Source organism: Neobacillus sp. S1227 (genome assembly GCF_055385255.1).
Genome location: NZ_AP038276.1, coordinates 5,289,509 through 5,315,045, shown reverse-complemented (window position 1 = coordinate 5,315,045; position 25,537 = coordinate 5,289,509). Strand labels below are relative to the sequence as shown.

At 44.1% G+C, this 25,537-nt stretch carries 24 protein-coding genes; 17 read left to right on the top strand and 7 right to left on the bottom strand.

Features of this window, described 5'->3' with window-relative positions; translation table 11 throughout:
* Positions 1–276: 276 nt before the first annotated feature.
* The 5 genes from ACZ5AE_RS26515 (at position 277) to ACZ5AE_RS26495 (ending at position 5,348) form a co-directional block, all read left to right on the top strand.
* Positions 277–1,554, top strand: a complete 1,278-nt coding sequence (locus ACZ5AE_RS26515; RefSeq protein WP_464567626.1) for an IS110 family RNA-guided transposase — start codon at positions 277–279, stop codon at positions 1,552–1,554.
* Positions 1,555–1,939: 385 nt separating this feature from the next.
* Complete coding sequence (locus ACZ5AE_RS26510) at positions 1,940–2,872, top strand: ABC transporter ATP-binding protein (RefSeq protein ID WP_464567624.1); 933 nt, start codon at positions 1,940–1,942, stop codon at positions 2,870–2,872.
* On the top strand, positions 2,865–3,809 hold the full coding sequence (locus ACZ5AE_RS26505; RefSeq protein ID WP_464567622.1) for an ABC transporter permease: 945 nt from the start codon (positions 2,865–2,867) through the stop codon (positions 3,807–3,809). The genes ACZ5AE_RS26510 and ACZ5AE_RS26505 overlap by 8 nt, the downstream gene beginning before the upstream one ends.
* An 868-nt stretch (positions 3,810–4,677) precedes the next feature.
* Complete coding sequence (locus ACZ5AE_RS26500) at positions 4,678–4,839, top strand: hypothetical protein (protein WP_464567620.1); 162 nt, start codon at positions 4,678–4,680, stop codon at positions 4,837–4,839.
* Between the two features lie 332 nt (positions 4,840–5,171).
* Positions 5,172–5,348, top strand: coding sequence for a hypothetical protein (locus tag ACZ5AE_RS26495; protein ID WP_464567618.1), 177 nt, complete (start codon positions 5,172–5,174; stop codon positions 5,346–5,348).
* Between the two features lie 158 nt (positions 5,349–5,506).
* Here ACZ5AE_RS26495 and ACZ5AE_RS26490 read toward each other — a convergent pair whose 3' ends face one another.
* Positions 5,507–6,406 carry an EamA family transporter gene (locus ACZ5AE_RS26490; protein WP_464567616.1) on the bottom strand — a complete coding sequence of 300 codons (900 nt, stop codon included), beginning with the start codon at positions 6,404–6,406 and terminating at the stop codon, positions 5,507–5,509.
* A 301-nt stretch (positions 6,407–6,707) separates the two neighbouring features.
* Between ACZ5AE_RS26490 and ACZ5AE_RS26485 the strand changes: the two genes are divergently transcribed.
* The 6 genes from ACZ5AE_RS26485 to ACZ5AE_RS26460 all read left to right on the top strand — a co-directional run bounded on the left by ACZ5AE_RS26485 (position 6,708) and on the right by ACZ5AE_RS26460 (position 12,598).
* Complete coding sequence (locus tag ACZ5AE_RS26485; protein WP_464567614.1) at positions 6,708–7,682, top strand: HD-GYP domain-containing protein; 975 nt, start codon at positions 6,708–6,710, stop codon at positions 7,680–7,682.
* Between the two features lie 86 nt (positions 7,683–7,768).
* The gene (locus tag ACZ5AE_RS26480; protein ID WP_464567612.1) at positions 7,769–8,392 is read left to right on the top strand and encodes a diguanylate cyclase; all 624 of its coding nucleotides are present in this window, start codon (positions 7,769–7,771) and stop codon (positions 8,390–8,392) included.
* Between the two features lie 161 nt (positions 8,393–8,553).
* Positions 8,554–9,063 carry a CBO0543 family protein gene (locus ACZ5AE_RS26475; protein WP_464567610.1) on the top strand — a complete coding sequence of 170 codons (510 nt, stop codon included), beginning with the start codon at positions 8,554–8,556 and terminating at the stop codon, positions 9,061–9,063.
* Positions 9,054–9,599 carry a CBO0543 family protein gene (locus tag ACZ5AE_RS26470; protein ID WP_464567608.1) on the top strand — a complete coding sequence of 182 codons (546 nt, stop codon included), beginning with the start codon at positions 9,054–9,056 and terminating at the stop codon, positions 9,597–9,599. Before ACZ5AE_RS26475 ends, ACZ5AE_RS26470 begins: the two co-directional genes overlap by 10 nt.
* An 80-nt stretch (positions 9,600–9,679) precedes the next feature.
* On the top strand, positions 9,680–10,885 hold the full coding sequence (locus ACZ5AE_RS26465) for a DUF3298 and DUF4163 domain-containing protein (RefSeq protein WP_464567606.1): 1,206 nt from the start codon (positions 9,680–9,682) through the stop codon (positions 10,883–10,885).
* A gap of 117 nt (positions 10,886–11,002) precedes the next feature.
* A complete protein-coding gene (locus ACZ5AE_RS26460) occupies positions 11,003–12,598 on the top strand; it encodes an FMN-binding glutamate synthase family protein (protein ID WP_464573742.1) in 1,596 nt (531 codons plus the stop codon).
* 245 nt (positions 12,599–12,843) lie between these two features.
* Here the strand turns inward: ACZ5AE_RS26460 and ACZ5AE_RS26455 are convergent, their stop codons facing one another.
* Positions 12,844–13,326 carry a DUF6376 family protein gene (locus ACZ5AE_RS26455; RefSeq protein ID WP_464567604.1) on the bottom strand — a complete coding sequence of 161 codons (483 nt, stop codon included), beginning with the start codon at positions 13,324–13,326 and terminating at the stop codon, positions 12,844–12,846.
* A gap of 293 nt (positions 13,327–13,619) precedes the next feature.
* Between ACZ5AE_RS26455 and ACZ5AE_RS26450 the strand changes: the two genes are divergently transcribed.
* The gene (locus tag ACZ5AE_RS26450) at positions 13,620–14,735 is read left to right on the top strand and encodes a mechanosensitive ion channel family protein (RefSeq protein WP_464567602.1); all 1,116 of its coding nucleotides are present in this window, start codon (positions 13,620–13,622) and stop codon (positions 14,733–14,735) included.
* A gap of 695 nt (positions 14,736–15,430) precedes the next feature.
* On the opposite strand, the gene ACZ5AE_RS26445 is transcribed toward ACZ5AE_RS26450, so the two are convergent.
* The 4 genes from ACZ5AE_RS26445 to ACZ5AE_RS26430 all read right to left on the bottom strand — a co-directional run bounded on the left by ACZ5AE_RS26445 (position 15,431) and on the right by ACZ5AE_RS26430 (position 18,477).
* Positions 15,431–15,898: a thioesterase family protein gene (locus tag ACZ5AE_RS26445; protein WP_464567600.1), complete on the bottom strand. Its 468-nt coding sequence runs from the start codon at positions 15,896–15,898 to the stop codon at positions 15,431–15,433.
* A 40-nt stretch (positions 15,899–15,938) separates the two neighbouring features.
* Positions 15,939–16,901, bottom strand: a complete 963-nt coding sequence (locus ACZ5AE_RS26440) for an L-carnitine dehydrogenase (protein ID WP_464567598.1) — start codon at positions 16,899–16,901, stop codon at positions 15,939–15,941.
* The gene (locus tag ACZ5AE_RS26435) at positions 16,901–17,797 is read right to left on the bottom strand and encodes a beta-keto acid cleavage family enzyme (protein WP_464567596.1); all 897 of its coding nucleotides are present in this window, start codon (positions 17,795–17,797) and stop codon (positions 16,901–16,903) included. Before ACZ5AE_RS26435 ends, ACZ5AE_RS26440 begins: the two co-directional genes overlap by 1 nt.
* 143 nt (positions 17,798–17,940) lie before the next feature.
* Positions 17,941–18,477, bottom strand: a complete 537-nt coding sequence (locus tag ACZ5AE_RS26430) for a GbsR/MarR family transcriptional regulator (protein ID WP_464567594.1) — start codon at positions 18,475–18,477, stop codon at positions 17,941–17,943.
* A gap of 259 nt (positions 18,478–18,736) precedes the next feature.
* Here ACZ5AE_RS26430 and ACZ5AE_RS26425 point away from each other — a divergent pair, with 259 nt between their 5' ends.
* The 5 genes from ACZ5AE_RS26425 (at position 18,737) to ACZ5AE_RS26405 (ending at position 24,058) form a co-directional block, all read left to right on the top strand.
* A complete protein-coding gene (locus ACZ5AE_RS26425) occupies positions 18,737–19,876 on the top strand; it encodes a betaine/proline/choline family ABC transporter ATP-binding protein (RefSeq protein ID WP_464567592.1) in 1,140 nt (379 codons plus the stop codon).
* 12 nt (positions 19,877–19,888) lie between these two features.
* A complete protein-coding gene (locus ACZ5AE_RS26420) occupies positions 19,889–20,542 on the top strand; it encodes an ABC transporter permease (protein ID WP_464567590.1) in 654 nt (217 codons plus the stop codon).
* 18 nt (positions 20,543–20,560) lie between these two features.
* On the top strand, positions 20,561–21,484 hold the full coding sequence (locus tag ACZ5AE_RS26415; protein WP_464567588.1) for an osmoprotectant ABC transporter substrate-binding protein: 924 nt from the start codon (positions 20,561–20,563) through the stop codon (positions 21,482–21,484).
* A 4-nt stretch (positions 21,485–21,488) separates the two neighbouring features.
* Positions 21,489–22,175 (top strand): ABC transporter permease, encoded by a 687-nt coding sequence (locus ACZ5AE_RS26410; RefSeq protein WP_464567586.1) that lies wholly within the window; start codon positions 21,489–21,491, stop codon positions 22,173–22,175.
* Positions 22,176–22,315: 140 nt separating this feature from the next.
* Positions 22,316–24,058 (top strand): CocE/NonD family hydrolase, encoded by a 1,743-nt coding sequence (locus ACZ5AE_RS26405; RefSeq protein ID WP_464567584.1) that lies wholly within the window; start codon positions 22,316–22,318, stop codon positions 24,056–24,058.
* Positions 24,059–24,487: 429 nt separating this feature from the next.
* On the opposite strand, the gene ACZ5AE_RS26400 is transcribed toward ACZ5AE_RS26405, so the two are convergent.
* Positions 24,488–25,333 carry a MurR/RpiR family transcriptional regulator gene (locus tag ACZ5AE_RS26400; RefSeq protein ID WP_464567582.1) on the bottom strand — a complete coding sequence of 282 codons (846 nt, stop codon included), beginning with the start codon at positions 25,331–25,333 and terminating at the stop codon, positions 24,488–24,490.
* Between the last annotated feature and the right edge of the window lie 204 nt (positions 25,334–25,537).

Here is a 25,537-nt window from a genome sequence, read left to right as displayed (position 1 = left end):
TCCCTAGTTCTTTCATACTGCTTGTTAAGATTTGCTGGGTATCCTGATCTCAGGATGAAAAATAAAGAGGAGATTGGATTTCCGAATAGTATGAGTAAGTTAGGGTAGTTAAAATTTTTCAGCAAGAGGACAAGAGGTCCAAGTCCATTATTAAAGGAGCATTCCTGTTAGAAGGATTTTCGGGGACTTGAACAAAAAAGAGCCCTCTTGGTATGATACGGGGTGTCAAAATCTGCAGAAATTGACCCCTAATTTGTTAACCAAGGAGGACTCCATATGGATTTTAAACAAAACCATAAAATAAATCAAGTCACTGAAAAAACACTCGTTGTCGGAATCGATATTGCGAAGAGAAAACATTTCGCCTACTTTGTAGATGATCGAGGGCGAGTGCTCCAAAAATCATTTTCTATATTACAGTCTAATGATGGTTTCCAGCATTTTTATCATCGTATTCTAACTGCGATGAAAGAACACGAAAAAACAGAAGTCATCGTTGGGATTGAACCTACTGGCCATTACTGGCTTAATTTAGCTTATTTCCTTGAGGAACGAGGCATTCCCCTCGCAATGGTTAATCCTTTGCACGTCAAGCGCTCAAAAGAGTTGGACGACAATTTACCAACCAAACATGACCGCAAAGATGCGCTGGTGATCGCTCGTCTCATAAAAGATGGACGCTTTAGTTATCCACGTATTTTGAAAGACATTGAGGCGGAGCTTCGTGTTGGGTCAACATTTAGAGGTAAGTTGACAGAGGAATTAGGTGCTGTCAAAAACATGATGATTCGCTGGTTAGATCGCTATTTCCCTGAATTCACTCAGGTGTTTCCGTCATTCGGCAAAATGGCTCTGGCTGTGCTTGAATGTACTCCATTTCCAAGTGATCTTTTTCAAAAGCAACCCGATGAAGTCTTATCACTTTACCGACAGGTTGAGGGGCTAAAATCTCCACAACGACCAAAAGCAATACAACTTATTGAAGTCAGTTCTAACTCCATCGGAGTAACAGAAGGACGTGAGATGGCCCGTATTGAAATTGCCACGCTCGTTCGCCGTTACAACCAGTTGGAACAAGAAATTGAAAGCATTACACAGCAATTAGTCACGCTTGTACAAACGTCTGTAGAATACGAATGGCTCTCAACGGTTCAAGGACTGGGTGATACCACAATCGTTGATTTGTTGGCTGAAATCGGTAGCTTTTCACACTATGAAGATCCACGCCAAATCATTAAACTTGCGGGATTAACTTTACGTGAAAACTCTTCCGGCCAGCACAAAGGGCAAAAACATATCTCCAAACGGGGAAGAAGAAAGCTCCGTGCCCTCCTTTTCCGAGTAATGATGCCAATGGTTCGCCATAATGAAGCCTTTCGAAAGCTGCATGAATATTACACTAACCGTAAGGTTAACCCGTTACGGAAGAAGCAATCTATTGTGGTTCTATGCGGAAAACTATTAAAAGTCTTACATGGAATAAGTACAAAGCACAAAGCGTTTGACGCACAGCGAATGATGAAGGATATTCCTAGTCTCGCAGAGGCTATGTAAAGTCTACATCCCCTTATAGACCTAGACAACAGGATGACACGGAGAAGCTGGCAATATTTTTCCCATCCGACCTCGAGTCCCTAAAGGAGCTTCGCTAGCCTCTGCCTTATGACTAGACCGAACGAAGGAATGTAGGCACTTAGATGCCCAGAGACATGGGAGGGTACGTCATCATAAGCTACGCAGAGATCCATTGTGCATTGCATAATTCCAGAGCACTACTTACCATCATTATCCAGTAGTGACCGCGTAGCGTACCCATACATTGGAATAGTTTCACATAATATGAAAAATTTATTAGGATTAGTGTCGAAAAATATTTTATCGACACTCCACCAACGGGTCAAACCGTTGATAAATCAACATTTATAGAGGGAGGAACTATATGAGCAACGAACCTATCATCAGCTTGCGGAATGTGACCAAACGGATTGGCCGGACCACAGTCATCGACAATCTTACGTTTGACGTGCCGCAAGGTGAAATTTTCGGTTTCCTTGGTCCGAATGGGGCCGGTAAAACCACTACAATCCGTATGATCGTCGGCCTGATGTCGATTACCAACGGTGAGGTCTTGATTAAGGGGAAAAATATTAAAACTGAATTCGAGCAAGCAATCCGCCACGTCGGTGCCATCGTGGAAAGTCCCGAAATGTACAAGTATTTGAGCGGGTACCGTAACCTTGTGCATTACGCCCGTATGGTGCCGGGGGTAACCAAGGAACGGATTGACGAAGTGGTGTCGCTGGTCAAGCTGGAAAACCGCATCCATGACAAAGTCAAAAAGTACTCGCTTGGCATGCGCCAGCGTCTGGGAGTCGCCCAAGCACTGCTGCATCGGCCATCTCTACTGATCCTTGATGAGCCGACGAACGGGCTGGACCCGGCAGGGATTCGCGAGTTGCGCGATTATTTGCGACATTTGACCCGAACGGAAGGAATTTCGGTTATCGTTTCCAGCCATCTGTTGACCGAGATGGAGCTCATGTGCGACCGGGTTGCCATCCTCCAGCAGGGCAAGCTGGTCAATATAATGCCGGTTGAGCATTTTATCCGGGGAAACGATCGAACCCAAAGGTATCTGATCCAAGCACAGCCGCCGGAACAGGCATTGGCGGCTATCAGACAGATGGATGGGGTTCAGGAGCTAAAGCTCGCACAGGGGGGGATTGTCGAGGTAACAACCGAGCGGGAACGGATCCCGGATATTCTGGCAGGGTTGATGCAGAACCATATTCGCATCTATGGCGTTCAATTGGTTAGCCAGTCTTTAGAAGATCGATTCTTGGAAATAACGGGGGTTGCACAAATTGGTTAATCTAGTACTCAATGAAAATATGAAGATATACCGGCGGGTGAGAACATGGATCCTGGTCGGCCTGATGGCGGCTTTTGTGCTTTTTGTCAACATCATTGATTGGCATTCCGATGGAAAAAAAGCGCAAGGCGAAAAGTGGCGGGCAGAACTGAAGCAGGAGAATCAGCAATGGAGCGAAATTCTGAAGCAGCCCAAGCTGGGTGAAGAGGATCGAACGTTCTACGAGCAGCGGATTGCTATCAATGAATATCACTTGAAGCACAATATTCGCTCGACAGATGGAACGATGTGGGGTGGCGTAAACGGTTCGGCCAGCATGATGATCGTGATTACCATTTTCACCATCATCATTGTGGGAGACAGTGTGGCTGGCGAATTTTCGTCCGGTACCATCAAACTGCTGCTTATCAGGCCGGCTAGCCGGGTCAAGATCCTCGTCTCCAAGTATATCTCTTTTCTGTTGTTCAGCATGTTGTTGTTACTCACGCTGTTTGTTATATCCGTCGCAGTGAATGGGATCCTATACGGCTTTGGGTACATGGATTTACCGTTGATCAACATGACGGCGGATGGGAAAATTGTCGAAAGGAATATGGTCCTCAATCTATGGAAAACGTATATGCTTAACGGTGTATCCACGGTCATGTACGTAACCATGGCCTTTATGATTTCGTCCGCCTTCCGAAGCAGCGCGATGGCTATCGGGTTTTCCATCGGTGCCTTGTTTGCGGGCAATATTGTTATGGAAGCACTGCAGCGTTTCGATTGGAGCAAATACCTGTTGTTCGCCAACACCGATCTCACCCAGTACCTGACCGGACGTCCTTTCCAAGAGGGAATGACCTTGTCCTTTTCCATCTGGGTGCTAGCTGTCTATTTCCTTGTATTCAATCTAATCTCCTGGCTCCTTTTTACACGTAGAGACGTGGCGGCATAAAATTTGGGGGGCATGGGTGAGGCACTGGGACGGTTTAAGCCACAGAAAAAACACACCCATACCTCGGTTTTATTAAGATAAAGGCTCTTTTCGTAAAGTTTGTTGTTTTTGGGAATAACACTGTCCGTTCCTTTCCGCTACAGGCGCTCAGCAAACCCGCGGGGAGGAAGTCGAGCCTCCTCGACGTTCCGTCTGCGGGGTCTCGACCTTTCCTCTATTTCCCGCAGGAGTCAAGCGCCTTTCGCTCCAATCCACTCCGTGTTTTCAATATAGTTAAAAGCAACAATCTCTGAGAAAAGAGCCAAGATAAAAAAGAAAGGCAGAGTTGGGTAGGTTAAAATGTGTCTTTACCCCCCTATTTAAAAGACCATCTAAAGGTCAATGAGGACCAAAACAACTTATTTAGGGGACAAAAATGTCTCTCATTCGCCTTTTAAGGAAGTTCAGTGTCTCGAGCAGTGCTCTTGCCGCAATCTACCCCCCGCTTCTGTTAGGGGAGGAAAGAGGATTTTTTCTAATTTTATAAGAAAAAGTGGGTTTGCCGTACTGGGCATACCCCTTTTTCTGTTTAGAATAATTGCCTTCCAGACCACCAGGTATTTTTCAAGGGAATACTTCCTTTTTCCAAATAGATGGCCACTTCATACGTATAAGGTCTCAAAAACTTCATCGAGGCGAAAAAATTAAATGCGAGATCTCAGAAAAATAAAAGAAAGGAGGGGAAGAATTTTTAAAAAAGTTTTTTGTTAGAAGCAAAACGTTAGTATAATCTATGAAAAAAGTGTCCATCCTTAAAATATAGTTATCTTGGGGAAGTTTATGAGATTGGCAGAAATAGAGATAGTATAAAAGGTAGGGGTGGCTATTCATGACAGTAGAGGAATTAAACAAGATTATTGAAGTAAAAAAGATGGATTTAGAAGAATGTGAACAAGAGCTTTATAACCGTTACTATCCTTCCATAGTCAGAGTCGCAATGATGAACTACATACTGACCCTGAAAGAGCAAATAAAGGAATATGAGGCGTAGGGACGGTTCTCATGCATCATTTTCATTTGATTTTGGATAAAAAGAAGCAGTGGAATCGCCCCATGTATCACTAATTATTATACGTGCCTATTTATAAAAATCCGCCCGCTTTTGATTAAGTGGGTTGTACACTCTTCACTTGGTGCACTTTGTCAAAACTTGTAATATAATAATCTTTGAATATGTAACCGTTTTCAATTATAATAAGAACAGGTGGATGGCGCGTGTGGCCATCATGGTATTGTGCGTAGGGTGGGGCCGATACTGTAAGGCTAGGCATTTAACCGAGGATTAAATCTTAAGGTAAAACTATTTTTATTCAGATATGGTGTATGTCTAGATTTCCAAATCACGATGAAAGGGGAAGAGACGTGGAAAAAAATAAAACCTTGTTTGACGACTTTTTAAAAGAAGACCGATTTGAACTGCAATCTTATCTCACTTACCTGTTTACTCGTATTTCTGACTATTTTCCGGAACAAACAGAAGAAAATATGATTAATCAATAACACAGGGAGACAAATACATGAGCAAAAATAAATAAAGCGGCCAATTTCAGTTAAATGAAATTGGCCGCTTTTTTGATGTGTGGGGCTGGTTCTTATGCACTAAACGTGTCACTGTGCATCAACAAAATGAGGCATGAGAACCGTCCCCATGCATCATCCTACGAGGCGACCCTTAGGATCAGGATGCCAATAAAGGCCAGGATGAGGCCGGTGACTTCGCGCCTGTTCCATGCTTCTTTAAGGTAGAAGCGTGCGTAAAGAATAACAAAGGCTACGTTCATGGCGACGATGGCGGAGACAATTCCGGTAATCCCATCGCGGAAGGCCGGGAAGATTAAAATCATTCCCAACGCATTGGTGATCCCCACGCCCATTCCAACACCGAGTGTTTTTTTCACGGTCCAGCTGCGGGCACTGCCCATACCCTCTGACTCAACCGCAGCTGCAGCCTCGTGTCGGGCTTTGTTTGCTTTGGCATTGCCGAATGCCCATGATAGTCCGAACAAGACTGCTCCAGTTGCAAACATGACCGTTAAAGCAGGAAACGTTGACGCGCCAGACAAGGTAGCTAGTTTGACGGTCGTATCGGTAAATCCGAAAAATAGCATGGTCAAGATTCCCCATTGAATCCCTTTTAATTGATTGAGCTTTAAATCCTGTGAATATTTGATTAAAAGCAGACCCGCCAACACGATGAAGAAGGCGATGAACTGCCACGTCGAAAGTGCCTCGCGCCAAAGGATGTAAGCAAGAATCACGACTACCAGCGGCGGCAGTCCTGTAAATAATGCGATAATTGAGGCCTTACCGACAGCATACCCCTTATACATAGAGGCATTTGCAATAAACGAAAATAACCCCAAAAAGAAGCCCAACAATGCTTCAATGGTCCACGGCTGCTGGAACCATACATTGCTGGCCAGCGTGATAACGGTTCCAGAAATATAAACGCCTAACAGCATCAGATTACGATCAATCGGCCGCTGCGAGGTCCAATGATAAAGAATTCCCCGCATCCCAAAACAAGTAGCTGCCAAAACAGCAAAAACAAACCACATAGCAAACTCTCCTAATCTTTAAAATACACTCCTTCCAGTATACATCAAACGCTTACATGGCGGGGTTTAGTTTTTTTGTCATTTTATGGGGGGGAATTTTAGGTGTGTGGTATAAGGACGGTTCTCGTGCATCAGTCAAGGATGATTTTGGATAGGGTGAGGCAAGTGAATCGTCCCCCTGGAGCAGCTTTTTGTCGAAATTTCGAACTCTGGCCGGGGAAAATTATTTTTTAGGATAAATATAGTAAAATTGTCAGTAGATAGATATACCCATTGATTTGTGTTTGGGGGAGAATCATTTATGAATGACCTGTTAAATAAGCCTGTTATTTTTCGTTATGGTTTTATTATTGTCATGGCCATTAATCTCTTTTTTCATTTCCTTAATACGGGGGAGCAAAATATATACATTGGTTATATCCTCGCTGTCATTTTTTTAGGCATTGGCTATTATCGGCGGTCCAGTTTATTCTTGGTTACCTTAACCACGTTGGTGGTTTATAGCAGGTTCCCGCTTGACCTGCAATCTAATACGTTATTAAGATTCATCATCCTAGAAGGTACTTATCTTATCGTTCTATATATTTCTGTTGGATTTATGAAAAAAAGCCAGAAGATAAAAGAGGATCATTTGGAATTAATCTCTGCTTTATCAAATGCATTAGATTCAAGAGATACCTATACATCGGGACATTCCCACCATGTATCCGACTATGCCGCAAAAATTGCTAAACAATTGAGACTGCCAAGTGATATGATTGAGTCCGTTAGAATAGGAGGATTACTCCACGATATTGGAAAAATTGGGGTCCCCGAATCCATCCTTTTAAAGCCAGGAAAATTAACGGAGAAGGAATTTTCTTTTATAAAAAAACATCCTATCATTGGCTGCGAAATGATAAAACACGTGAAAGAGTTTGAAGAAAAGGGTGTTTTAGACATCGTTTTATACCATCATGAAAGATTCGATGGAAAGGGCTATCCCATGGGGCTAAAAGGGGAAGAGATCCCATTAGCCGCTCGAATCGTCGCGGTTGCGGATACCTTTGATGCCATCATATCAAAACGTGCATACAGTCCAGAGGTACCGATGGAATTGGCGTTGCTGGAGATTGAAAAGAATAAAGGGAAGCAATTTGACCCGGTTATTGCGGATGCTTTTTTAAGATTATTCGAATGGAAAAAAGAAGACATCATGATGAAAAGAAATGACCATTTTCCTACCGGCAGCATATTGTCCAAAAAACAAAGGGACCGTTTCACCGGCACACTTTAAGACCCCGGGAATAGTCCAAATGAAACTTTCAGTAGAAAAAATGAAGGGTTTTAGCATTTTTAAATGATAAGAAGGATGTTGGTCTTATGGGGATAAAGGGCAGGGTTGTAACCGTCTTGATCGTTTTCATCATTAATACCTCTTATATGAGCTATTATTTTTATAGGGATGGATATGTAAGCTTGGTTGAAATAATCGGATTACCTTTCATGCTTGCGCTTGCTTGGTGGTTCGGGAAACAATATGATATTGCCATCTATTATTCAGAAAAGGATATTTTGACGACACTTTACAATAGAAGATTTGTTGAGAAATATATTTCTACACAGAAGGTCCAAAACTTTGCTCTTTTGCTGCTGGATGTGAATGATTTTAAGGTGATAAATGACGTTTATGGCCACAAGGCCGGCGATCAATATTTAATGACGATCGCTGCTCAATTAAAGAAAAGTGTAAAGGAAAAGGATATCCTCGCACGGTGGGGTGGAGATGAATTTTTAATCATTACCCCAGGAACCAAGAAAAAGGAAAATTTGGCTGAAATGATGGACGAAATCCATCAAAACCTAAAAGATGCATCGCCTGTTGAGGTTGAAATCCGCGTATCCATCGGTGCAGCCCTGTATCCCAGCGAAGGAAGTACATTTGACGACCTATTGAAATTAGCTGATAAGAACATGTACAGTATGAAGGCGCTTAAACATGGGTGAGGTAGGGGGACGATGTCGTGCCTCAATTTTGCCTGCGAAGGAAGGGGACGTTCCGCTGGCAAAAGCCAGAAGAATCGTCTCCTTGTTTTTATGTCTTTTTTATAAACCAAAAGTATTTGTATCCGATAAACTCCTAATACTACCTCCATAAGGAGGAGTATATGACCTACGATTATTTCATTCTTATGATGATTTGGATTGTTTCTATTATCATTTTGTTTATAGTCATTCCGAAGCCAAAAATTCGGGAGTATATGGCGGTTTTCTTCTTTTTTCAGTCATTAACTTGGATTTTTGGCATTGTCTTTACCGCCCTTGGCGCCTTATCAGCAGATTTTCGCCTATTTGAAAAAGCAACCAAAATTAGCTTTACCTCGGAGTTTATGTTCTTTCCGACCATGGCCGTTGTCTTTCATCGATGGTATCCTGACCGGGGCGGGAAACTGAGAGAGGTTCTCCATTACGTTCTATTCACCGGGGTCATTATTTTATATATGTATTTACTAGCGACGTTTACAAGAATTATGATTGTCGATGCCCAGCAACTAATTAGATTCTTTTTTAATTTTGTATTTGAGTTTTGGGCCTGCAGAAGATATGTCGTCTGGCTTATGGGAACCACAAAGCTACAGGCTTATCATGAAGTGGGAGGATCGGAAGAATGGAAGTGACAATCCTCTATGCAATCTGGTCCATCACCATCTTCTCATTGGTCTTAATCCCTAAAAAACGTTTAAATGAAGCAAGTATCATTTTTGTTTTTCAGCAGTTAATAACTTGGTCTTTAGGCCTTATCGTGGCAGAGTTAAATTGGATCGAATACCCAGTCAGGGAGTTTGCTTCGGTTAACAGAACAAGTTTCACCTTTGAGTTTTGGGTATATCCTCTCATTAGTGTTTTTTATGTCTTGTATTATCCAGTCCATAAAAGGATTTGGAAACGTATATTTTACACATCCGTTATCACAACTGTCATAATCATTTCAGAAGTCTTTTTTGAAAAATTCACAGACCTTATTAAATACGTTCATTGGGAATGGTACTTTTCCTGGATTTCAGTCTACGCCACCCTATACCTAGCTCACCGTTTTCACCGTTGGTTTTTTAAGTTTGCAGCCCTATACCCCAGCGAAGAAAAAACATTCGATGACTTATTGAAACAGGCAAATAAGAATATGTATAGTAGGAAGGCGCTTAAGCATGAGTGAGGCATGGGGACGTCATGCCTCGTTTATATATGATTTTAGTTTGAGCTAGAGTGATGCATCAGATGAAGGGGAGTGAGAGGATGAGATTAGGGTGGTTAGTGTCCGTTATTTTAGTTGTTTTCTTTATGGCAGGGTGCGGAAGTGGGGATCGTTCAAAGCCTGTTTCAGATCAGCCAAAAGGAAGTGTAAAAAACGAATCGGAAAAGCCAGGGGGCGAACCGAATCAATCTGGCGGCGGCAGTCAACCGGAAAAGCCTAACAATCAGCCGAGTAAAGATACGAATCAACCAGAAACAGCTTCTTATCAAACCATTAAAATTCATGACGAGTCGATTATAAAAGACAGTCCGATTATCAACATTATTTATCCTCAAATTGATGGCATGAAGGACAAAGGGGCACAAGACCAAATCAATGCAATATTGAAGAAAAAGGCTAACAGTACAGATGAAAAGCAAATGACCAATGATGACCCGAGTATGCCGCCCTCGTTTTACTCAAAGTACAAAATCACCTTTCAAAATGACCATCTAATCAGCTTTGTCTATGACCAATATCTCTATCTTAGCGGGGCTGCACACGGAATGCCGGTGTTGGTTCCGATTTTAGTTGATTTGGATAATGGGAAAATTGTGGAGCCGAACGAATTCTTTACTGGTTCGAATCCGAATCAAACAAAACAACTGATTAGCCAGCTCATACTAAAACAAGATGTTTTGCACACACTTGATTCGATGGGGGAGTTTGCACAAATCAGCACTGAGGATTTAAAACAGGTTTATCTGACAAGGGATGGCTTGGTGATGTATTTCCCGCCCTATGAGTATGCTTCTTTCGCTGAAGGCACGCTTCAATATCACCTTTCTTTTTCCGATCTTCAAAGCCTGCTAAACGCTGCATTTTTCAAAAGTCACGGGATTGAGATTTCGCAGCTAACTAATTCCACAACCACCGTTTATTTTTCTGAAGGATATCATTTTTCGATTCCAAAAACATGGTTTGATCGTTTGATATTTGAAAGGGCGGATTACGAGCAGAATAATCCTTGGTTTGCTGAAATGAATGTCTATTATCATTCTCCTGACAAACCGTTATTGTTTAGTGTCCACATGTATGAAAAACAAGTATGGACATCGTTAAACCTGGGAACGGAATTCAAATTAACGGAAGACAGTGAGATTATTTACTCATACTCTGCAGTACAAAGTCCTCAAACTAATTTACAAGCCAATGAATTCATAAAGAACGTACTACCCGGCATGATGAAAACATTTCAACTGGAATAAACGACCCTAACCTTAACCCACTCACCCAAAGTCTTCATCATCTCATTCATAAATTTCCCAATTCTGGCGAATATTAAGTCTATATACCATACTAGATTTGATAGGAGCTTTGGAATGATGGAAATTGCCGATATATTTGTTATTATTGAGTTTGTTTTTATTGTACTTGTGCTGCTGGGTGTAGTTGTTTTTATTGGATATTTGTTAATTTTCGACCAGAATCAGAAACAGCATTCGATTTTGCGGAATTATCCAGCCTTGGGCCGGATTCGTTATTTTTTTGAAAAAATTGGTCCAGAAATGCGGCAGTATTGGTTTAACAGCGATACGGAGGGAAAGCCTTTTTCGCGGGACGATTATGAGCATATTGTCAGAAGCGCGAAGTATAAGCGGGATGTAGTGGGCTTCGGGTCGAAACGCGATTTTGATGAAGATGGGTTTTTTGTCCGCAATTCTATGTTTCCGAAACTAACCGAAGAAATCAAAATGGACCAGGAAACAACTGTCACAACGAAAAAGTATCTATTATTGAAGGACCCATTGTTCACCGACCGGAAGGAAAAATGGGAGGATGAGGAATCGCTTGCCAATCTATTGGATGATAACGATGCTGTAGTGATTGGTCCCAAAACCAGGCATCCCTTCGTTGTCAAAGGTTTAATCGGTATGTCGGCGATGAGTTACGGCGCGTTGGGGAAAAACGCCATTACAGCATTATCCAAAGGTTTGGCCCTGGCCAAAGGGACCTGGATGAATACTGGCGAAGGCGGGCTGTCCCCCTATCATTTGGAGGGCGGCGCCGATATCATTATGCAGATTGGCCCGGCTATGTTCGGGGTTCGCGACGCTAATGGGGATATGGATTGGGATGAATTAAAGCGGAAAAGCGAGATTCCCCTGGTGAAGGCTTTTGAAATTAAGCTGGCTCAGGGGGCAAAAACGCGCGGCGGTCATATTGACGCGGAAAAGGTTAATCCGGAAATTGCCGCAATCCGCAAGGTGGAGCCCTATAAATCGGTGGACAGCCCGAACCGATTTAAACAATTTGGCGACATCGCATCGATGATTGACTTTATTGATAAAATTCGCGAGCATACGGGGAAGCCTGTCGGCATGAAGATTGTCATCGGCAGTCCCGACAGTGCGGAGGAACTGGCTAAATATATGAAGGAATCCGGAAAAGGGCCGGATTTTATTACCGTCGATGGCGGAGAAGGCGGGACGGGCGCATCCTATCAAGAACTAATTGACAGCGTTGGCCTGCCGATAAAATCGGCCCTTCCTATATTGGATTTAACCTTGAAAAAATATGGTGTGCGGGACCGTGTGAAAATCATTGCTTCGGGTAAACTGTTCACCCCCGACCGGATTGCCATAGCCTTGGCGATGGGGGCGGACTTGGTCAACATTGCCCGCGGATTTATGATTACCGTCGGCTGTATCCAAACACTAAAGTGCCATTCCAACGCTTGTCCGGTCGGAGTGGCCACCACAGACCCAGACCTGCAAAAGGCTCTCGTTATTGATGAGAAAAAATACCGTGTCGTCAATTTTCTAGTCACGCTCAGACAAGGACTATTCAGAATCGCAGCCGCGGCCGGATTGGACTCACCGGTCCACTTCGGCCCAAACCACATCTGCTACAAAGACGACAAAGGCATCGTCACATCACTAGAAAACATCCTAAAAGAAATGGAGCAGCAGATTGGATGAAGCATGGGGAAGGTTCCCGTCTTTCAATTTTGGCAAGAAATTGTGAGGCAGGGTGACGGGTTCTCCTGCCTTATATTATTTTGGATCAAAAGCGGCAAACGCCTTAAAAGATAGGCGGATAAGCTTTAAAGCAAGTAATGGGTCATGTCACACCTCTAATTTTTTTCACAAAAAGCTCTTCCCATGAGAAGGGCTTTTTGTGTTCTCCAGACACTAACCATTGATCAACGGCAAACAAAGGGGTTCTAGGTCGCTCCTTTTGCTCCAAGGGTATCCTGGACTTGAGCACCCAGCTCTTGAAGCTGATCGACCATACTTTGGATTTCTTGTATAGGATCAAGCAATTGGTTTGTTTCGAGGAGGGAAGGGTCCCATTTTCCGTCCATTAGACTGTTCAAGCAGATGTCAATTTGGTCAGTCAACTGGTTGTTTTGTTGGACTATTTGCTGGTGGAATTCAGCCGCCGTGTCTGGGACATCCAGTGAATTAAAGGCTTCGATGGCATTTTTCATGTCCTGGAGTTTAGCTTTGAGGTCATTTGCGGCTGTTTGGCTCTCCGCTGCCTGTGTGATGAGCGGTGAGATATCATCTGCAAACTGGGAGACATTGTCTAAGTAGTTCCTCGCATCCCTTACATAATCAAGCGTGTCATAGGCATTGCTCAAAAAGGAGCAACCGCTTAAAAGTAATAACAGACTGGTTGATAAAACAACTAACCATCTTCTCATGTCATAACCCTCCACTTCTATATTTGGGTATAAAATATCCCTAATACCATCCTATGTTCTTAGCGATGGAGGAAACACAGGGTCAGATCTCGTGGTGATTTTTAAAAGCCTTTTTAAGGATAGGGCTACTGCTTGCATCGGATCCTAGTTTCAATCTGAGACTTTTGTTGTATTCAAATATTTTGTGAAGAGATGTATGATAATTCGATGTGATGGTCTCTTTTTTTAGGTGACGGCCATCCACGTTCGTCCATTAATAAAAGTTTAAAAACAAGAGGGAAGGTATTTAAGAAATGTCTTTGGACTCATTAGTATTGGCTTTTTCCACAGCCGACATAGACTATGACATGTTGAAAAATTTAGGGATATCTATCGGGATTTTGGCTGTATTTCTTCTTTTTAGAAATCTGTTTACCAAATATGTATTCCAGTTGATTGTAAAATTAGCCAGGAAAACACCAACTGAATTTTTAACACAAATTTGTTTAAGTTTTGAGCGTCCTTTAGGATGGGCGTTTATTATTGTCGGTTTGTACCTGGCGATGGATTATTTTCCTTTTATGGAGCAGCAAAATGAGTTGTTTATCAAATTTTTGCGATCCATGATCATAGTGTTAATCACATGGGGCTTGTTTAATTTGTCCTCTCCTTCCACAGGGATTTTAATCAGTGTTAACGAAAAAATGAACAATAAGATTGATTTAATTCTTCTCCCGTTTATTTCAAGGACCATTCGCGTCATTATTATTGCCATCAGTATCAGTATTATCGGTCAGGAATTTAATTATGATGTCAATGGATTGGTTGCTGGCCTTGGCTTAGGGGGCCTTGCCTTTGCTTTAGCGGCGAAGGAAGCGGTCGGGAATCTCATTGGCGGGGTCGTGATTGTCACGGAAAAACCTTTTTCCATTGGAGACTGGATCAAAACGCCGAGCGTTGAGGGGATTGTAGAGGATATCAATTTCAGAAGCACGAAGGTTCGAACCTTTAGTCAAGCTCTGGTTACTGTTCCGAATGCAACCCTTGCAAACGAAGCGATTACGAACTGGAGCCGAATGGGGAAAAGAAAGATTGATTTTCACTTAGCACTTAACTATAAAACTACCAAAGAAGAAATTCAAAGAGTCGTAAGCCGAATTGAACAATTATTAAGGAATCATGAAGAAATCCATCCGGATACGATTATGGTGGTGTTCGATCATTATAACGAAAGCAGTCTAGATGTTCTAGTCTATTTTTTCACAAATACGACGGTTTGGGCAGAACACGTTAAGATCAAACATGAAATCAACTTACAAATCATGGGGATATTGGAGGAAGAGGGAGTAGAAGTCGCTTTCCCAACCCGCAACATTTACGTATCTCCACAAACAAGCGAAGTATTTCAAACCATGGGATCTTTTGATTAAGTGAGGCACAGGGACGGTTCGAGACTACTGAAAAACATTCCCTAAGAGGACGGATAAAGACATTTACATCCCTAGGATAAGCAATATTGTACTCATTGACCTAATAAAGACCATTTTCCTTTGGCCGGAGCAATTTAGTATTGAACACGTTCTTTTGCCTCCACAGTCTCATTGGACCTCCAAAGGGCCAATTCCTGCGGTTTTTGCGATGATTTTGTCCTCATGATGGCTCTATGAGGACACTTCCTGCGGTTTTTGCAACCATTCTGTCCTCATGAGAGCTCTATGAGGACACTTCCTGCGATTTTTGCGACCATTCTGTCCTCATGAGAGCTCTATGAGGACACTTCCTGCGGTTTTTGCAACCATTCTGTCCTCATGAGAGCTCTATGAGAACACTTCCTGCGGTTATTGCGACCATTCTGTCCTCATGAGAACTCTTTGAGGACACTTCCTGCTGTTTTTGCAACCATTCTGTCCTCATGAGAACTCTTTGAGGACACTTCCTGCGATTTTTGCGACCATTCTGTCCTCATGATGACTCTATGAGGACACTTCCTGCGGTTATTGCAACCATTTTGTCCTCATGAATCCCCTATAGAGTCATTTTCCCGTTTTTTTCAGTGATCTCGGACGGTTCGCGTGCATCCCGGACAGGGTAGGGCACAAGAACCGTCCCCATGCATCAACATGCTTCAAAGTCCGATTTTCCGCCCAGCTTCTTTCGGCATCGGCATTTGTTTATGAAGTGTCCCCACTTGTTCAATTTGAGATAGGAAGCTGGAAGGGAAGGGGGCTGACCGCCCTGTTTTTGTGTTGATGCCCATTAGCATTTGTTCGCTTGTGGCGAGCCGTTCGCCATGGGTGTTTTCCATCGTAAAAAATACGTGCAGCCGTTTTGCGTCATAATCAAGCAACTGCACTCCAATCCTCAGTTCTTGGCCTTTATGGGCTTCTTTTAGATAGCAGAGGTGGGTTTCTAGCGTGTAAATGGTGTACATTTCATATTGTCGGAAGTCAGCATCAATCCCCAGCCGCACCATCAGCTGGTCGACTGCGATGCTAAACACCTTTGCATAGGCAGAATCCGTCATATGGCCGTTATAATCAATCCAATCCTCATGCACTGTTTCAAGTAAGAGCGGGTTTTCGATTTGTGTCATTAAGCTGCATCCCCCAGTTCAAAATCAACCTTGATAAAAATCATATTCTCCCATTCAGATTAGCGCCCGGCCAATATTTTTCCAACAGCTGCTGAAGCTCAATCAAAAAGTCATCCCGCCGTTCCTCGAGCCCTGCAATCGAATGGCCGGCAGTCTGCCGTTTGCACCCGTCAATCACCTGATTGCTCAGTTCCTCCGTCAGCTCTGGTGCGACGAGTTTGGTCCAAGGCAGTTTCAAGGCAGGACCGAATTGTTCCAGCATATGTTTCATTCCTTGTTCACCGCCGGCAAGGTGAAGAGTAAGGAATGGCCCCATTAATGCCCACCGTAAACCAGGTCCGTAAATGATGGCAGCATCGACTTCCTCGGTTGTGGCAATTCCGTCGTTGACAAGGTGCAGGGCTTCACGCCAAATCGCCTCCATTAACCGGTCGGCGACATGACCCTCGATTTCAGAGGAAATGACCAGAGGCTTCATACGAATAGATTGATAGAATTGTTCCGCCTTCGCCAAAATCTCCGCTGCTGTCCGCTTACCGCCCACCAGTTCAACCAATGGAATTAAATAGACGGGATTGAAGGGGTGAGCCACGATGATCCGCTCAGGCCGGGTGCAGTCTGCTTGCAGCGTGCTCGGTATAAGCCCGGATGTACTGGAGGCAATGATTGCCTCAGGCTTTGCATTCAAATCAATTTCCGCCAGCAAACGCCGTTTTAAATCTTCCCGCTCCGGTGCGTTCTCCTGAATCAAATCGGCGTCAGCCACCGCTTTTGCCAGGTTTGGCTCGAAGCGGAGCCGGTCTTTCGAAGCCCCCGCAGCCAAACCCAGCTTCTCCAAAGCCGGCCAGGCACGCTCCACACTTGCACGCATCCGCTCCTCTGCACCGGATGCTGGATCTGTCGCGATGACATCATAGCCCTGCGCTAAAAAACGGGCGATCCAGCCATTACCGATTACTCCTGTGCCAACGACGGTTACTTGTTTAATAGAATGATTGTGCACTAGATCCCAGCCTTTCTATGAGGATTTTTTAAGCCTAAATGGGTTCGAGCTTCTTCAGGGGACATCGGTTCGGCACCAAGCCCCGCCATGATGGTAACGGTTCTATCTACCAATTGGGCATTGGTTCCCAGCACCCCTTTATCCAAATAGAGATTGTCTTCCAATCCGACCCGGACATTGCCGCCCAAGAGCATCGATTGGATCGCCATCGGCATTTGCATACGGCCGATGCCAAAGGCGGACCAGTGGGCATTTTTCGGAAGTTTATCCCGCATATAAATCATCGTTTCCGCATCGGCCGCTGCCCCCCAAGGGATACCCAGGCAGAATTGGAACATCGGGTCGCCGTCAACCAGGCCATCCTCGATTAATTGCTTGGCAAACAGGAGGTGCCCGGTATCGAAGCATTCCAATTCAGGCTTGACTCCGCTTTGTTGGATAAGGCGGGCCTGTTTGCGCAGCCAATCGGTGGTGCTTATGTAAAGCTGGTCACCGAAATTCAAGCTTCCGCAGTCTAATGTACAAAGCTCAGGCAGTAATCTCCCAATTGGCTCATGGCGTTCTTCCGGGGTCTGGATGTCTGTTCCAGGTCCGCCGAGGGCTGGGTTCTGTTCGCTCGGAATCCAGTCTCCGCCCCCTCCGGAAGTGAGGTTGAGGATGACGTCGGTTTCCGCTTCACGGACCCGTTCGACCACCTCTTGGAATAATGCCGGGTCATGGCTGATTCCGCCGGTTTTGGGGTCGCGGACGTGAATATGGGCGATCGTTGCGCCAGCCTTTGCTGCCTCAATGGCCGATTCGGCGATTTCATTAGGGGTAACGGGAACATAAGGGCTTTTCTTGACTGTATCTCCTGCGCCAGTGACCGCACAAGTAACGATGACCTTTTTCTGCATATATTTTCCTCCTCAAAAATTTATAAAAAAAAGAAAATGGCTTGGTCCATTTTCTTTTTTTAGCTAATAGAAAGGTATGAGCTAAACGACGCCTCTGCCTCGCCTTAGCGGCCAGTTATTTTGCAAGTCTTCTTGAACTAGTCTCATGGCTTTGGAACATATTTAAAAATTTCTCCGCTGTCAAAGAATTCAACCAACTGGGCTAACCAATAATAATAATCCAGCCATTCCTTTGTTTCTTTGAGGAGAGTATTAATTTTTTGTTCCAGCTCTGCATCGATTGTTCCGTTTTCCATAATGGAGTGCAGTTCAGCAGACATCTTTTTTTCAAACATTTTGTTTTTCTGGATGGCTTTTCGCCAGTTCGAGGTGAACAACGAAACGAAGGTTTGATAATAATCCTGCTCTACATTGTATAAGTCTTTACGGACGCCTTTTTCAAACACTTTTTCCGCAATATTCAAATCCACCATTTCGCGGACGACTTGGCTCATCCGGGTTTTGCTCATTCCGGTTTCCTCAGATAGTTCATCCAGTGTCATCGGCCTCCGGTTCATATAAATGATGCCCAGTACTCTCCCGACAGTAGCGGAGACCCCGTATGTTTGCATATTATCGGCAATTTTCTCTACAAACTGCTCTTGGATATGATTAATTTTTTCTAATGGTTCTACATCCAAAGGAATTCACCCTTCCAGTTACCCTAATACGTTGCCACTATATCACATTTTTTGAAGAAAACGAACAGGGGAATAGGGTTGTTAAAGGGAGGAATTGGGAGGATTTTTAAGAAAGGCTTGGAAAAATAAACCTAAAAAACATATAATCTGTAAATTTGATGTAATTTATAAAATTCATAAACTTTTTATTTTACAAAGTTTCTATTATACTAAATTTAGATAATTTAGATTTTTTGCATAAAAAATGGAGGTGCTTGCTTTGCTTAAATTTGATCATGTTTCAAAAGTGTATAAGGGAGGGAAACGAGCGGTACATGATTTGAACTTGGAAATTGCCAAGGGAGAATTCATCTGTATTATCGGCCCAAGCGGCTGCGGGAAAACAACGACCATGAAAATGATTAACCGGTTGATCGAACCGACAGAGGGTACCATTTCTATCAATGGTGTAGACATTATGAAGAGCGACCCGGTGACGCTGAGGCGTGAAATCGGGTATGTGATTCAGCAGATTGGCTTATTTCCCCACATGACCATTCAAGAAAATATCTCCCTCGTCCTAAAATTATTAAAAGTCCCAGAGAATAATCGCCGCGCTCGCGCACGGGAATTACTGACACTTGTCGATATGACACCTGATTATTTAGAACTTTACCCCCATGAATTGAGCGGCGGCCAGCAGCAGCGGATTGGTGTACTGCGCGCATTGGCAGCGGATCAGCCTCTGATTTTAATGGATGAACCATTTGGCGCATTAGACCCGATTACCAGGGAATCACTCCAAGAAGAATTCAAAAAGCTGCAGCGGAAGCTGGAAAAAACGATTGTGTTTGTTACCCATGACATGGATGAGGCGCTGAAATTGGCGGACCGGATTGTCATTATGAAGGACGGGCAAATCGTCCAGTGTGATACACCAGATGAAATCCTGCGTAATCCAGCCAATGAGTTTGTCGAAGAGTTTATTGGAAAAGACCGTCTTGTCCAGGCAAGACCGAATATCCAAACAGTCGAGCAAATTATGAGCCCTAATCCGATCACGATTACAGGAGACCGGTCTTTATCAGAAGCGATTCAATTAATGAAACAGCATCGCGTCGATTCCTTGCTTGTCGTGGATGAGTTGAAGGTTCTGCAAGGGGTTATTGATGTCGAAATTATTGACCAAAAACGGAAAAAGGCGAGTCTGGTGCGAGATGTGGTGGAAGCAGAGGTCTTTACCGTCAAAAAAGGGACGCTTGTTCGTGATACGGTCCGAAAAATCTTAAAAATGGGCATGAAATACGTTCCGGTGGTCGATGACAAACATCGTCTTGTTGGGATTGTCACGAGAGCTAGTTTGGTAGACATTGTCTATGATTCAATCTGGGGCGTGGATGAACTAACAAAAATAGGTTAGGAGGGAGATGACATGGATACCATTTTACAATTTTTGAGTACATACGGCGGTGAAATGCTGTATAAGACGTGGGAGCATTTATATATTTCGATTTTTGCAGCCCTGCTCGGCATTCTCATCGCCGTACCTCTGGGAGTAGCGTTAACGCGATTTCCAAAAGGGGCTGAAGTGGTGATGGGAATATTAGGTATCATTCAAACTTTTCCAAGCTTTGCTATTCTCGCTTTCTTTATTCCTCTTTTAGGTGTCGGAAAAACACCGGCTATCATTGCTTTATTTTTCTATTCAGTCCTACCTATCCTGAGAAACACCTATACGGGTGTGAACGGCGTGCAAAAGAGTCTGCTCGAAGCAGGACGCGGGATGGGTATGACTGGATGGGAACGAATCCGCTACGTAGAGGTGCCGCTGGCGATTCCCGTTATTATGGCAGGCATTCGCTTATCAACGGTTTATTTAATTGGCTGGGCGACCTTGGCGTCCTTTATTGGAGGCGGGGGCCTGGGGGATTACATTTTTAGCGGTCTGAACTTGTATCAGCCTGAATTCATTATTGCCGGTGCGGTTCCCGTTACTTTGCTGGCTCTATTGACCGATCTTCTTTTAGGCAAAGTCGAAGGCTGGGTCACGCCTAAAGGAATGAAAAAGATGAGAGAAGCTGCATAGGGGAAGGAGGCACTAAAGATGTTGAAAAGAAATCATTTACTGATTGCCATTATCATGACAGTGGCGGTCTTCATGAGCGGCTGTGCACTGCCCGGTTTGAGCGGAGCGGCCGACAACACGATTAAGTTAGGAACGATGGGGACATCGGAGTCACAAATTATGGGAAATATGGTTCGGCTGATGATTGAACATTATACTGATGCCAAGGTGGAAATGGTCAATAATCTGGGATCTTCCATTGTTCAGCATCAGGCCATGATGAATGGCGATATCGATATTTCGGCCACACGCTATACAGGAACAGACCTGGCGGGGGCGCTAGCCATGGACCCGGTCAAAGACCCTGGGGAAGCGCTTACGATTGTCAAACGCGAATTCCAAAAGCGCTTTGACCAAACTTGGTTTGATTCGTACGGCTTTGCCAATTCCTATGCGTTTACAGTGACAAAGGCGCTGGCGGAAAAAGAAAACCTGAACACCGTTTCCGATTTACAACCGTTTGTATCTGACTTGAAACTTGGTGTCGACAATGCCTGGTTAAAGCGGAAAGGGGACGGTTACGAGGGGTTTGTAAAAGAGTACGGATTTGAATTCGGCCAGACCTTCCCGATGCAGATTGGCTTAGTGTATCAGGCAGCTGCGAACGGAAAAATGGATGTTGTCCTGGCGTATACCACCGATGGGCGCATCAGTGCCTATGATTTAAAGGTATTAGAGGATGACAAGCATTTCTTCCCGCCATATGATACGTCACCGGTCGCACGAAACGATGTGTTAAAGGCACATCCGGAATTAAAGGAAATCCTTCAAAAGCTGGCTGGAAAAATTAGCACTGAGAAAATGCAGGAGCTCAATTATGAAGCAGACGGAGAAATGAAGGAACCAGCCGTTATTGCAAAGGAATTTTTAGAAGAGCACAAGTATTTCGAAGGGGAGGGGTGAAACCATGGAGACGATCACTGATATTTTGTATTATTATTCGCAAAATGCGTCGTATGTGTGGGTCGAGTTTTATCGGCATTTCCTCATGTCTGCCTATGGCGTTTTATTTGCTGCGATTGTCGCCATCCCGGTAGGCATCTTCATCGCCCGCTACAACAAGCTGAGCACGTGGGTGATTTCGCTCGCCAATATTATCCAAACCATTCCGGCGTTGGCGATGCTGGCTGTGCTCATGCTTGTCATGGGGCTCGGAACCAATACGGTCGTATTTTCCTTATTCCTCTATTCTTTATTGCCGATTATTAAAAACACTTACACTGGCATCCGGAACGTTGACCATGCCTTGCTTGAATCGGGAAAAGCGATGGGAATGACCAAGTTTCAGGTTCTCTGGATGGTTGAGCTGCCGCTGGCGATGTCCGTGATAATGGCCGGACTGAGGACGGCATTGGTCATCACAATCGGGATTGCGACCATCGGGACCTTTATTGGTGCGGGCGGCTTAGGTGACATTATCTTGCGCGGCACGAATGTAACGGACGGAACACCGATTATTCTCGCGGGTGCCATCCCAACCGCCTTGATGGCTGTCATTGCCGATGTGGTGATGGGCTGGCTGGAAAGAAGGCTGTCGCCGATTAAAAAGCGAAAAGGCAGTTTGAAGAAAAAACTAGCTGAACGGGCCGTATAGCCCAGCTCACTTTTACGAAAAAGTCCATCCCGATTTTGAACTGCGGGTGGACTTTTTTCTTGATTTGGTGCTGTGCTGGGGCATAGCGTGCAGCTTCAGGCGCTTATTTATTTTCGAGAGGAAAGGGTGAATTTTTAAAAATGAAGATTGAACAGATTTTAGTAGAGAAAAATGTGCCTTGTAGAATGCGGGACGGGATCACGCTTTATGCAGATGTCTATCGGCCAAGTCAAGAGGGGAAGTTTCCGGTGCTGTTGACCCGGCTTCCCTATAATAAGGATTTGCCGTTCTATTCCCATCGCTATCTGGATACCCACCGCCTTGTGCAGCATGGCTATGTCGTGATTGTCCAGGATGTCAGGGGCCGCTTCAATTCGGAAGGCGAATTTTATCCATTTTTATATGAAGCGGAGGATGGCTTTGATACGGTTGAATGGGCCGCGGCCTTGCCTTATTCCAACGGAAAAGTAGGTATGTTTGGTTTGTCGTATTATGGGTATACGCAATTGCTGGCTGCTTCCGATCAGCCGCCGCATTTGGAGGCGATTGTTCCGGCGATGACGCTGAATGATTGGCGGAATAATTCAATGGATAAGGGAGGAAAGTTTCTCGTTGCTTCCTCGGAAACATGGGCGCTGGAGTCGGTGGCCCCTGAGCAGATGAGAAGGAAATATGGCGATTCAGCAGAGTATACAGTGCTGATGGAAAAATGGGCAGACTTCTATAACCAGATTGAAGAGTGGTATACGTATAAACCGATTCAGCAATGGCTGCCGCTGAAGGAGCTTGGTGCGGCCGGCTATTTTTTTGACCTGCTGGAAGGGAATGTAATTGAGGATTTGGGGGAGCGGATGAGTATATTGAACAAGTACCATCAGATACATGTCCCGGCCTATCATATTGCCGGCTGGTACGATAATTTGTTGCAGTCAACCTTAAGAAACTTTACGGAACTGCAGAAACAGGGCAAGGGGTTAAATAAATTAATCATCGGACCGTGGGGGCATGGGGTCTTCAGTTCTGTGATTGGCGAGAGGAATTTCGGGCTTCAAGCAGGCGGTGACTGGATTGATGGGCAGGAGGATTTGACGGGTTTGCACATTCGCTGGTTTGACCACTGGTTAAAGGGCGAAGACACGATTGTCGCCGAGGAAGCGCCGATCAAGCTGTTTGTGATGGGGATCAATGAGTGGCGGGACGAGCAGGAATGGCCGTTAGCGAGAACCACGTATGTCCCATATTATCTGCATAGCAACGGCAAGGCTAATTCCCGTTTTGGCGATGGACGCTTGAGTGTGGATATGCCGGAAAGGGAGGAACCGGAGGACAGGTTTGTTTATGATCCATCAAACCCGGTCCCGACCAATGGCGGCGGGACCCTTTACGCAGGGGTCCAGACGATGGGCCCTAAAGATCAACGTCTGTTGGAGGAAAGAGACGATGTACTTGTTTATTCCTCTGAACCGTTGGCAGAAGCGCTTGAAGTGACCGGCATGGTTAAAGTAATCCTGTGGGCACAAACGGATGCTGTGGATACGGACTTTACGGCAAAGTTAATCGATGTCTTGCCTGATGGTACTGCATATAACTTAACAGACGGGATCGTTCGTGCTTCCTATCGAAATGGGGAGATCTGTGGAGCCTCAGAATCTATTAAGGATAAAATTGTGGAGTACGAGATTGACCTATGGCCAACCAGCAATGTCTTCCTCCCAGGCCACCAAATCCGGCTCGAAATCTCATCCAGCAACTTCCCGCGTTACGACACAAACCTAAACAACGGACACACCATGCTCACAAGCAGCGATTACAACACGGCAAACCAAACCATCTACCACCAACAAACCTACCCATCACAGCTAGTTTTGCCGATTATTAAGTGAGGCGAGGCATGGGGACGATTCTCTTGTCTCATTTGGTGCGTGCTAGGTTTTATTAGGGGACAATTAAAGTTTTTAGCATGATAAGATGCCCGGCTAGCGGATAGGAGCTAGCCGGTTTTTTTAGCTAAAGCAAGGGACACCCTTCCTTGGATTTTTTCCCAATCACCAGCAAGATTAATTTAAAGAACCATCTAAATAATAAAAACGGACCTATACCGCTGAAAAAAAACACTCCTTACCTAGCCCTCTTAAAGACAAATCGCCTGGAGTAAAAATGTTTAAATAAACCATCTTTTTTGCCCATTTTTTCAACATGAAAAAGCAGGATTCTCCACTTAAAACCATCCTTAAGATTACTAGCTTGTTAACTCAAATATTTCATGGGACCTACATTTTTGAGGCAAAAGAACCGTCCCCATGCATCACTGTTTAAATTAAGAATTTCCCCGGATTAAAACTTTCATATGCTTCTCTTCGTTTTTCAAAGCCTTCCTTATCGATGACCGCCACGCCGGCAACAAGTGCATTTATGAGTGAAAAGGCAACTGGTCCGGTTTCGATGGTGGACGTAGAAGGTAACTTTATTGGTAAAAGGATATCGGAATGGTCTTTTAATGGTGAAAGATCAGAATCGGTGATTCCAATAACATATGCACCTTGCTTTTTCGCTAATTCAGCTAACTCAATCGTCAGTGAAGAGTAACGATGAAAGGTTATAGCGATAAAGATACTTTGTTCGTTTATTTTGGATAGCAAATAGTTCATATCATCTACACCGGGGTGAATCAGATGGGAACTCCCTTTGATAATATTAAGGGTAAATGAGAGCCACTGTGCGATGGCAAAGGATGTACGGACACCTGAAACCAAGATATTATTTGAGTCATAGATTTTTCTAGCAGCCATGTATAGGTCTTCTTCATTTATTTGCTCTTTTAGTAATTGAATATATGCCTGATCACGCTGCATGCTTTGGATAAAAAAGTTGGGCTGGTCCGCAATTCCCTCTTTGTTTGCCTGATATTCCTGCAGGCCGCTCTTTTGAAAAATAAGATATTTCCTTACCTCATTTTGCAGTTCACTAAATCCACTATACCCAAGTACATAACAAAAACGAATAACGGTTGTCTCACTGACACCGGCATCCTGTCCTAATTGACTAGCTGATTTTAAAGCTGCTTCCTGTGGATGATCTAATACATATTTCCCCACTTTTTTATGTCCGGAGGATAATGTGGGATAGTGATGTTTAATTTTTTCTTTAAAGGTGTCCATTGGATCAACTCCCACGGTTTATGCACTATGCATTTCTAAATGTGTAAATAATTGTGAAGTGTAGACTTTATTAGTATAAAATTGAAGTTTGTGCTTTTACAGTATCAAATGGCTCATACTTTGACAATATGAATTTTTTATAAAATCTAGAAAGACTATTGTGAAAAGACTGAATATATGATAAATTTTTAAAAAAGTGTAAAC

Excerpts from the sequence above, each read along its gene's own strand:
- ACZ5AE_RS26485 (WP_464567614.1), top strand. The coding sequence starts at position 6,708 with ATGAATGACCTGTTAAATAAGCCTGTTATTTTTCGTTATGGTTTTATT.
- ACZ5AE_RS26450 (WP_464567602.1), top strand. The coding sequence starts at position 13,620 with ATGTCTTTGGACTCATTAGTATTGGCTTTTTCCACAGCCGACATAGAC.
- ACZ5AE_RS26500 (WP_464567620.1), top strand. The coding sequence starts at position 4,678 with ATGACAGTAGAGGAATTAAACAAGATTATTGAAGTAAAAAAGATGGAT.
- ACZ5AE_RS26435 (WP_464567596.1), bottom strand. The coding sequence starts at position 17,797 with ATGCAGAAAAAGGTCATCGTTACTTGTGCGGTCACTGGCGCAGGAGAT.
- ACZ5AE_RS26510 (WP_464567624.1), top strand. The coding sequence starts at position 1,940 with ATGAGCAACGAACCTATCATCAGCTTGCGGAATGTGACCAAACGGATT.
- ACZ5AE_RS26470 (WP_464567608.1), top strand. The coding sequence starts at position 9,054 with ATGGAAGTGACAATCCTCTATGCAATCTGGTCCATCACCATCTTCTCA.
- ACZ5AE_RS26410 (WP_464567586.1), top strand. The coding sequence starts at position 21,489 with ATGGAGACGATCACTGATATTTTGTATTATTATTCGCAAAATGCGTCG.
- ACZ5AE_RS26490 (WP_464567616.1), bottom strand. The coding sequence starts at position 6,406 with ATGTGGTTTGTTTTTGCTGTTTTGGCAGCTACTTGTTTTGGGATGCGG.
- ACZ5AE_RS26400 (WP_464567582.1), bottom strand. The coding sequence starts at position 25,333 with ATGGACACCTTTAAAGAAAAAATTAAACATCACTATCCCACATTATCC.
- ACZ5AE_RS26455 (WP_464567604.1), bottom strand. The coding sequence starts at position 13,326 with ATGAGAAGATGGTTAGTTGTTTTATCAACCAGTCTGTTATTACTTTTA.
- ACZ5AE_RS26460 (WP_464573742.1), top strand. The coding sequence starts at position 11,003 with ATGGAAATTGCCGATATATTTGTTATTATTGAGTTTGTTTTTATTGTA.
- ACZ5AE_RS26480 (WP_464567612.1), top strand. The coding sequence starts at position 7,769 with ATGGGGATAAAGGGCAGGGTTGTAACCGTCTTGATCGTTTTCATCATT.
- ACZ5AE_RS26515 (WP_464567626.1), top strand. The coding sequence starts at position 277 with ATGGATTTTAAACAAAACCATAAAATAAATCAAGTCACTGAAAAAACA.
- ACZ5AE_RS26495 (WP_464567618.1), top strand. The coding sequence starts at position 5,172 with ATGTCTAGATTTCCAAATCACGATGAAAGGGGAAGAGACGTGGAAAAA.
- ACZ5AE_RS26420 (WP_464567590.1), top strand. The coding sequence starts at position 19,889 with ATGGATACCATTTTACAATTTTTGAGTACATACGGCGGTGAAATGCTG.
- ACZ5AE_RS26405 (WP_464567584.1), top strand. The coding sequence starts at position 22,316 with ATGAAGATTGAACAGATTTTAGTAGAGAAAAATGTGCCTTGTAGAATG.
- ACZ5AE_RS26465 (WP_464567606.1), top strand. The coding sequence starts at position 9,680 with ATGAGATTAGGGTGGTTAGTGTCCGTTATTTTAGTTGTTTTCTTTATG.
- ACZ5AE_RS26415 (WP_464567588.1), top strand. The coding sequence starts at position 20,561 with ATGTTGAAAAGAAATCATTTACTGATTGCCATTATCATGACAGTGGCG.
- ACZ5AE_RS26445 (WP_464567600.1), bottom strand. The coding sequence starts at position 15,898 with ATGACACAAATCGAAAACCCGCTCTTACTTGAAACAGTGCATGAGGAT.
- ACZ5AE_RS26475 (WP_464567610.1), top strand. The coding sequence starts at position 8,554 with ATGACCTACGATTATTTCATTCTTATGATGATTTGGATTGTTTCTATT.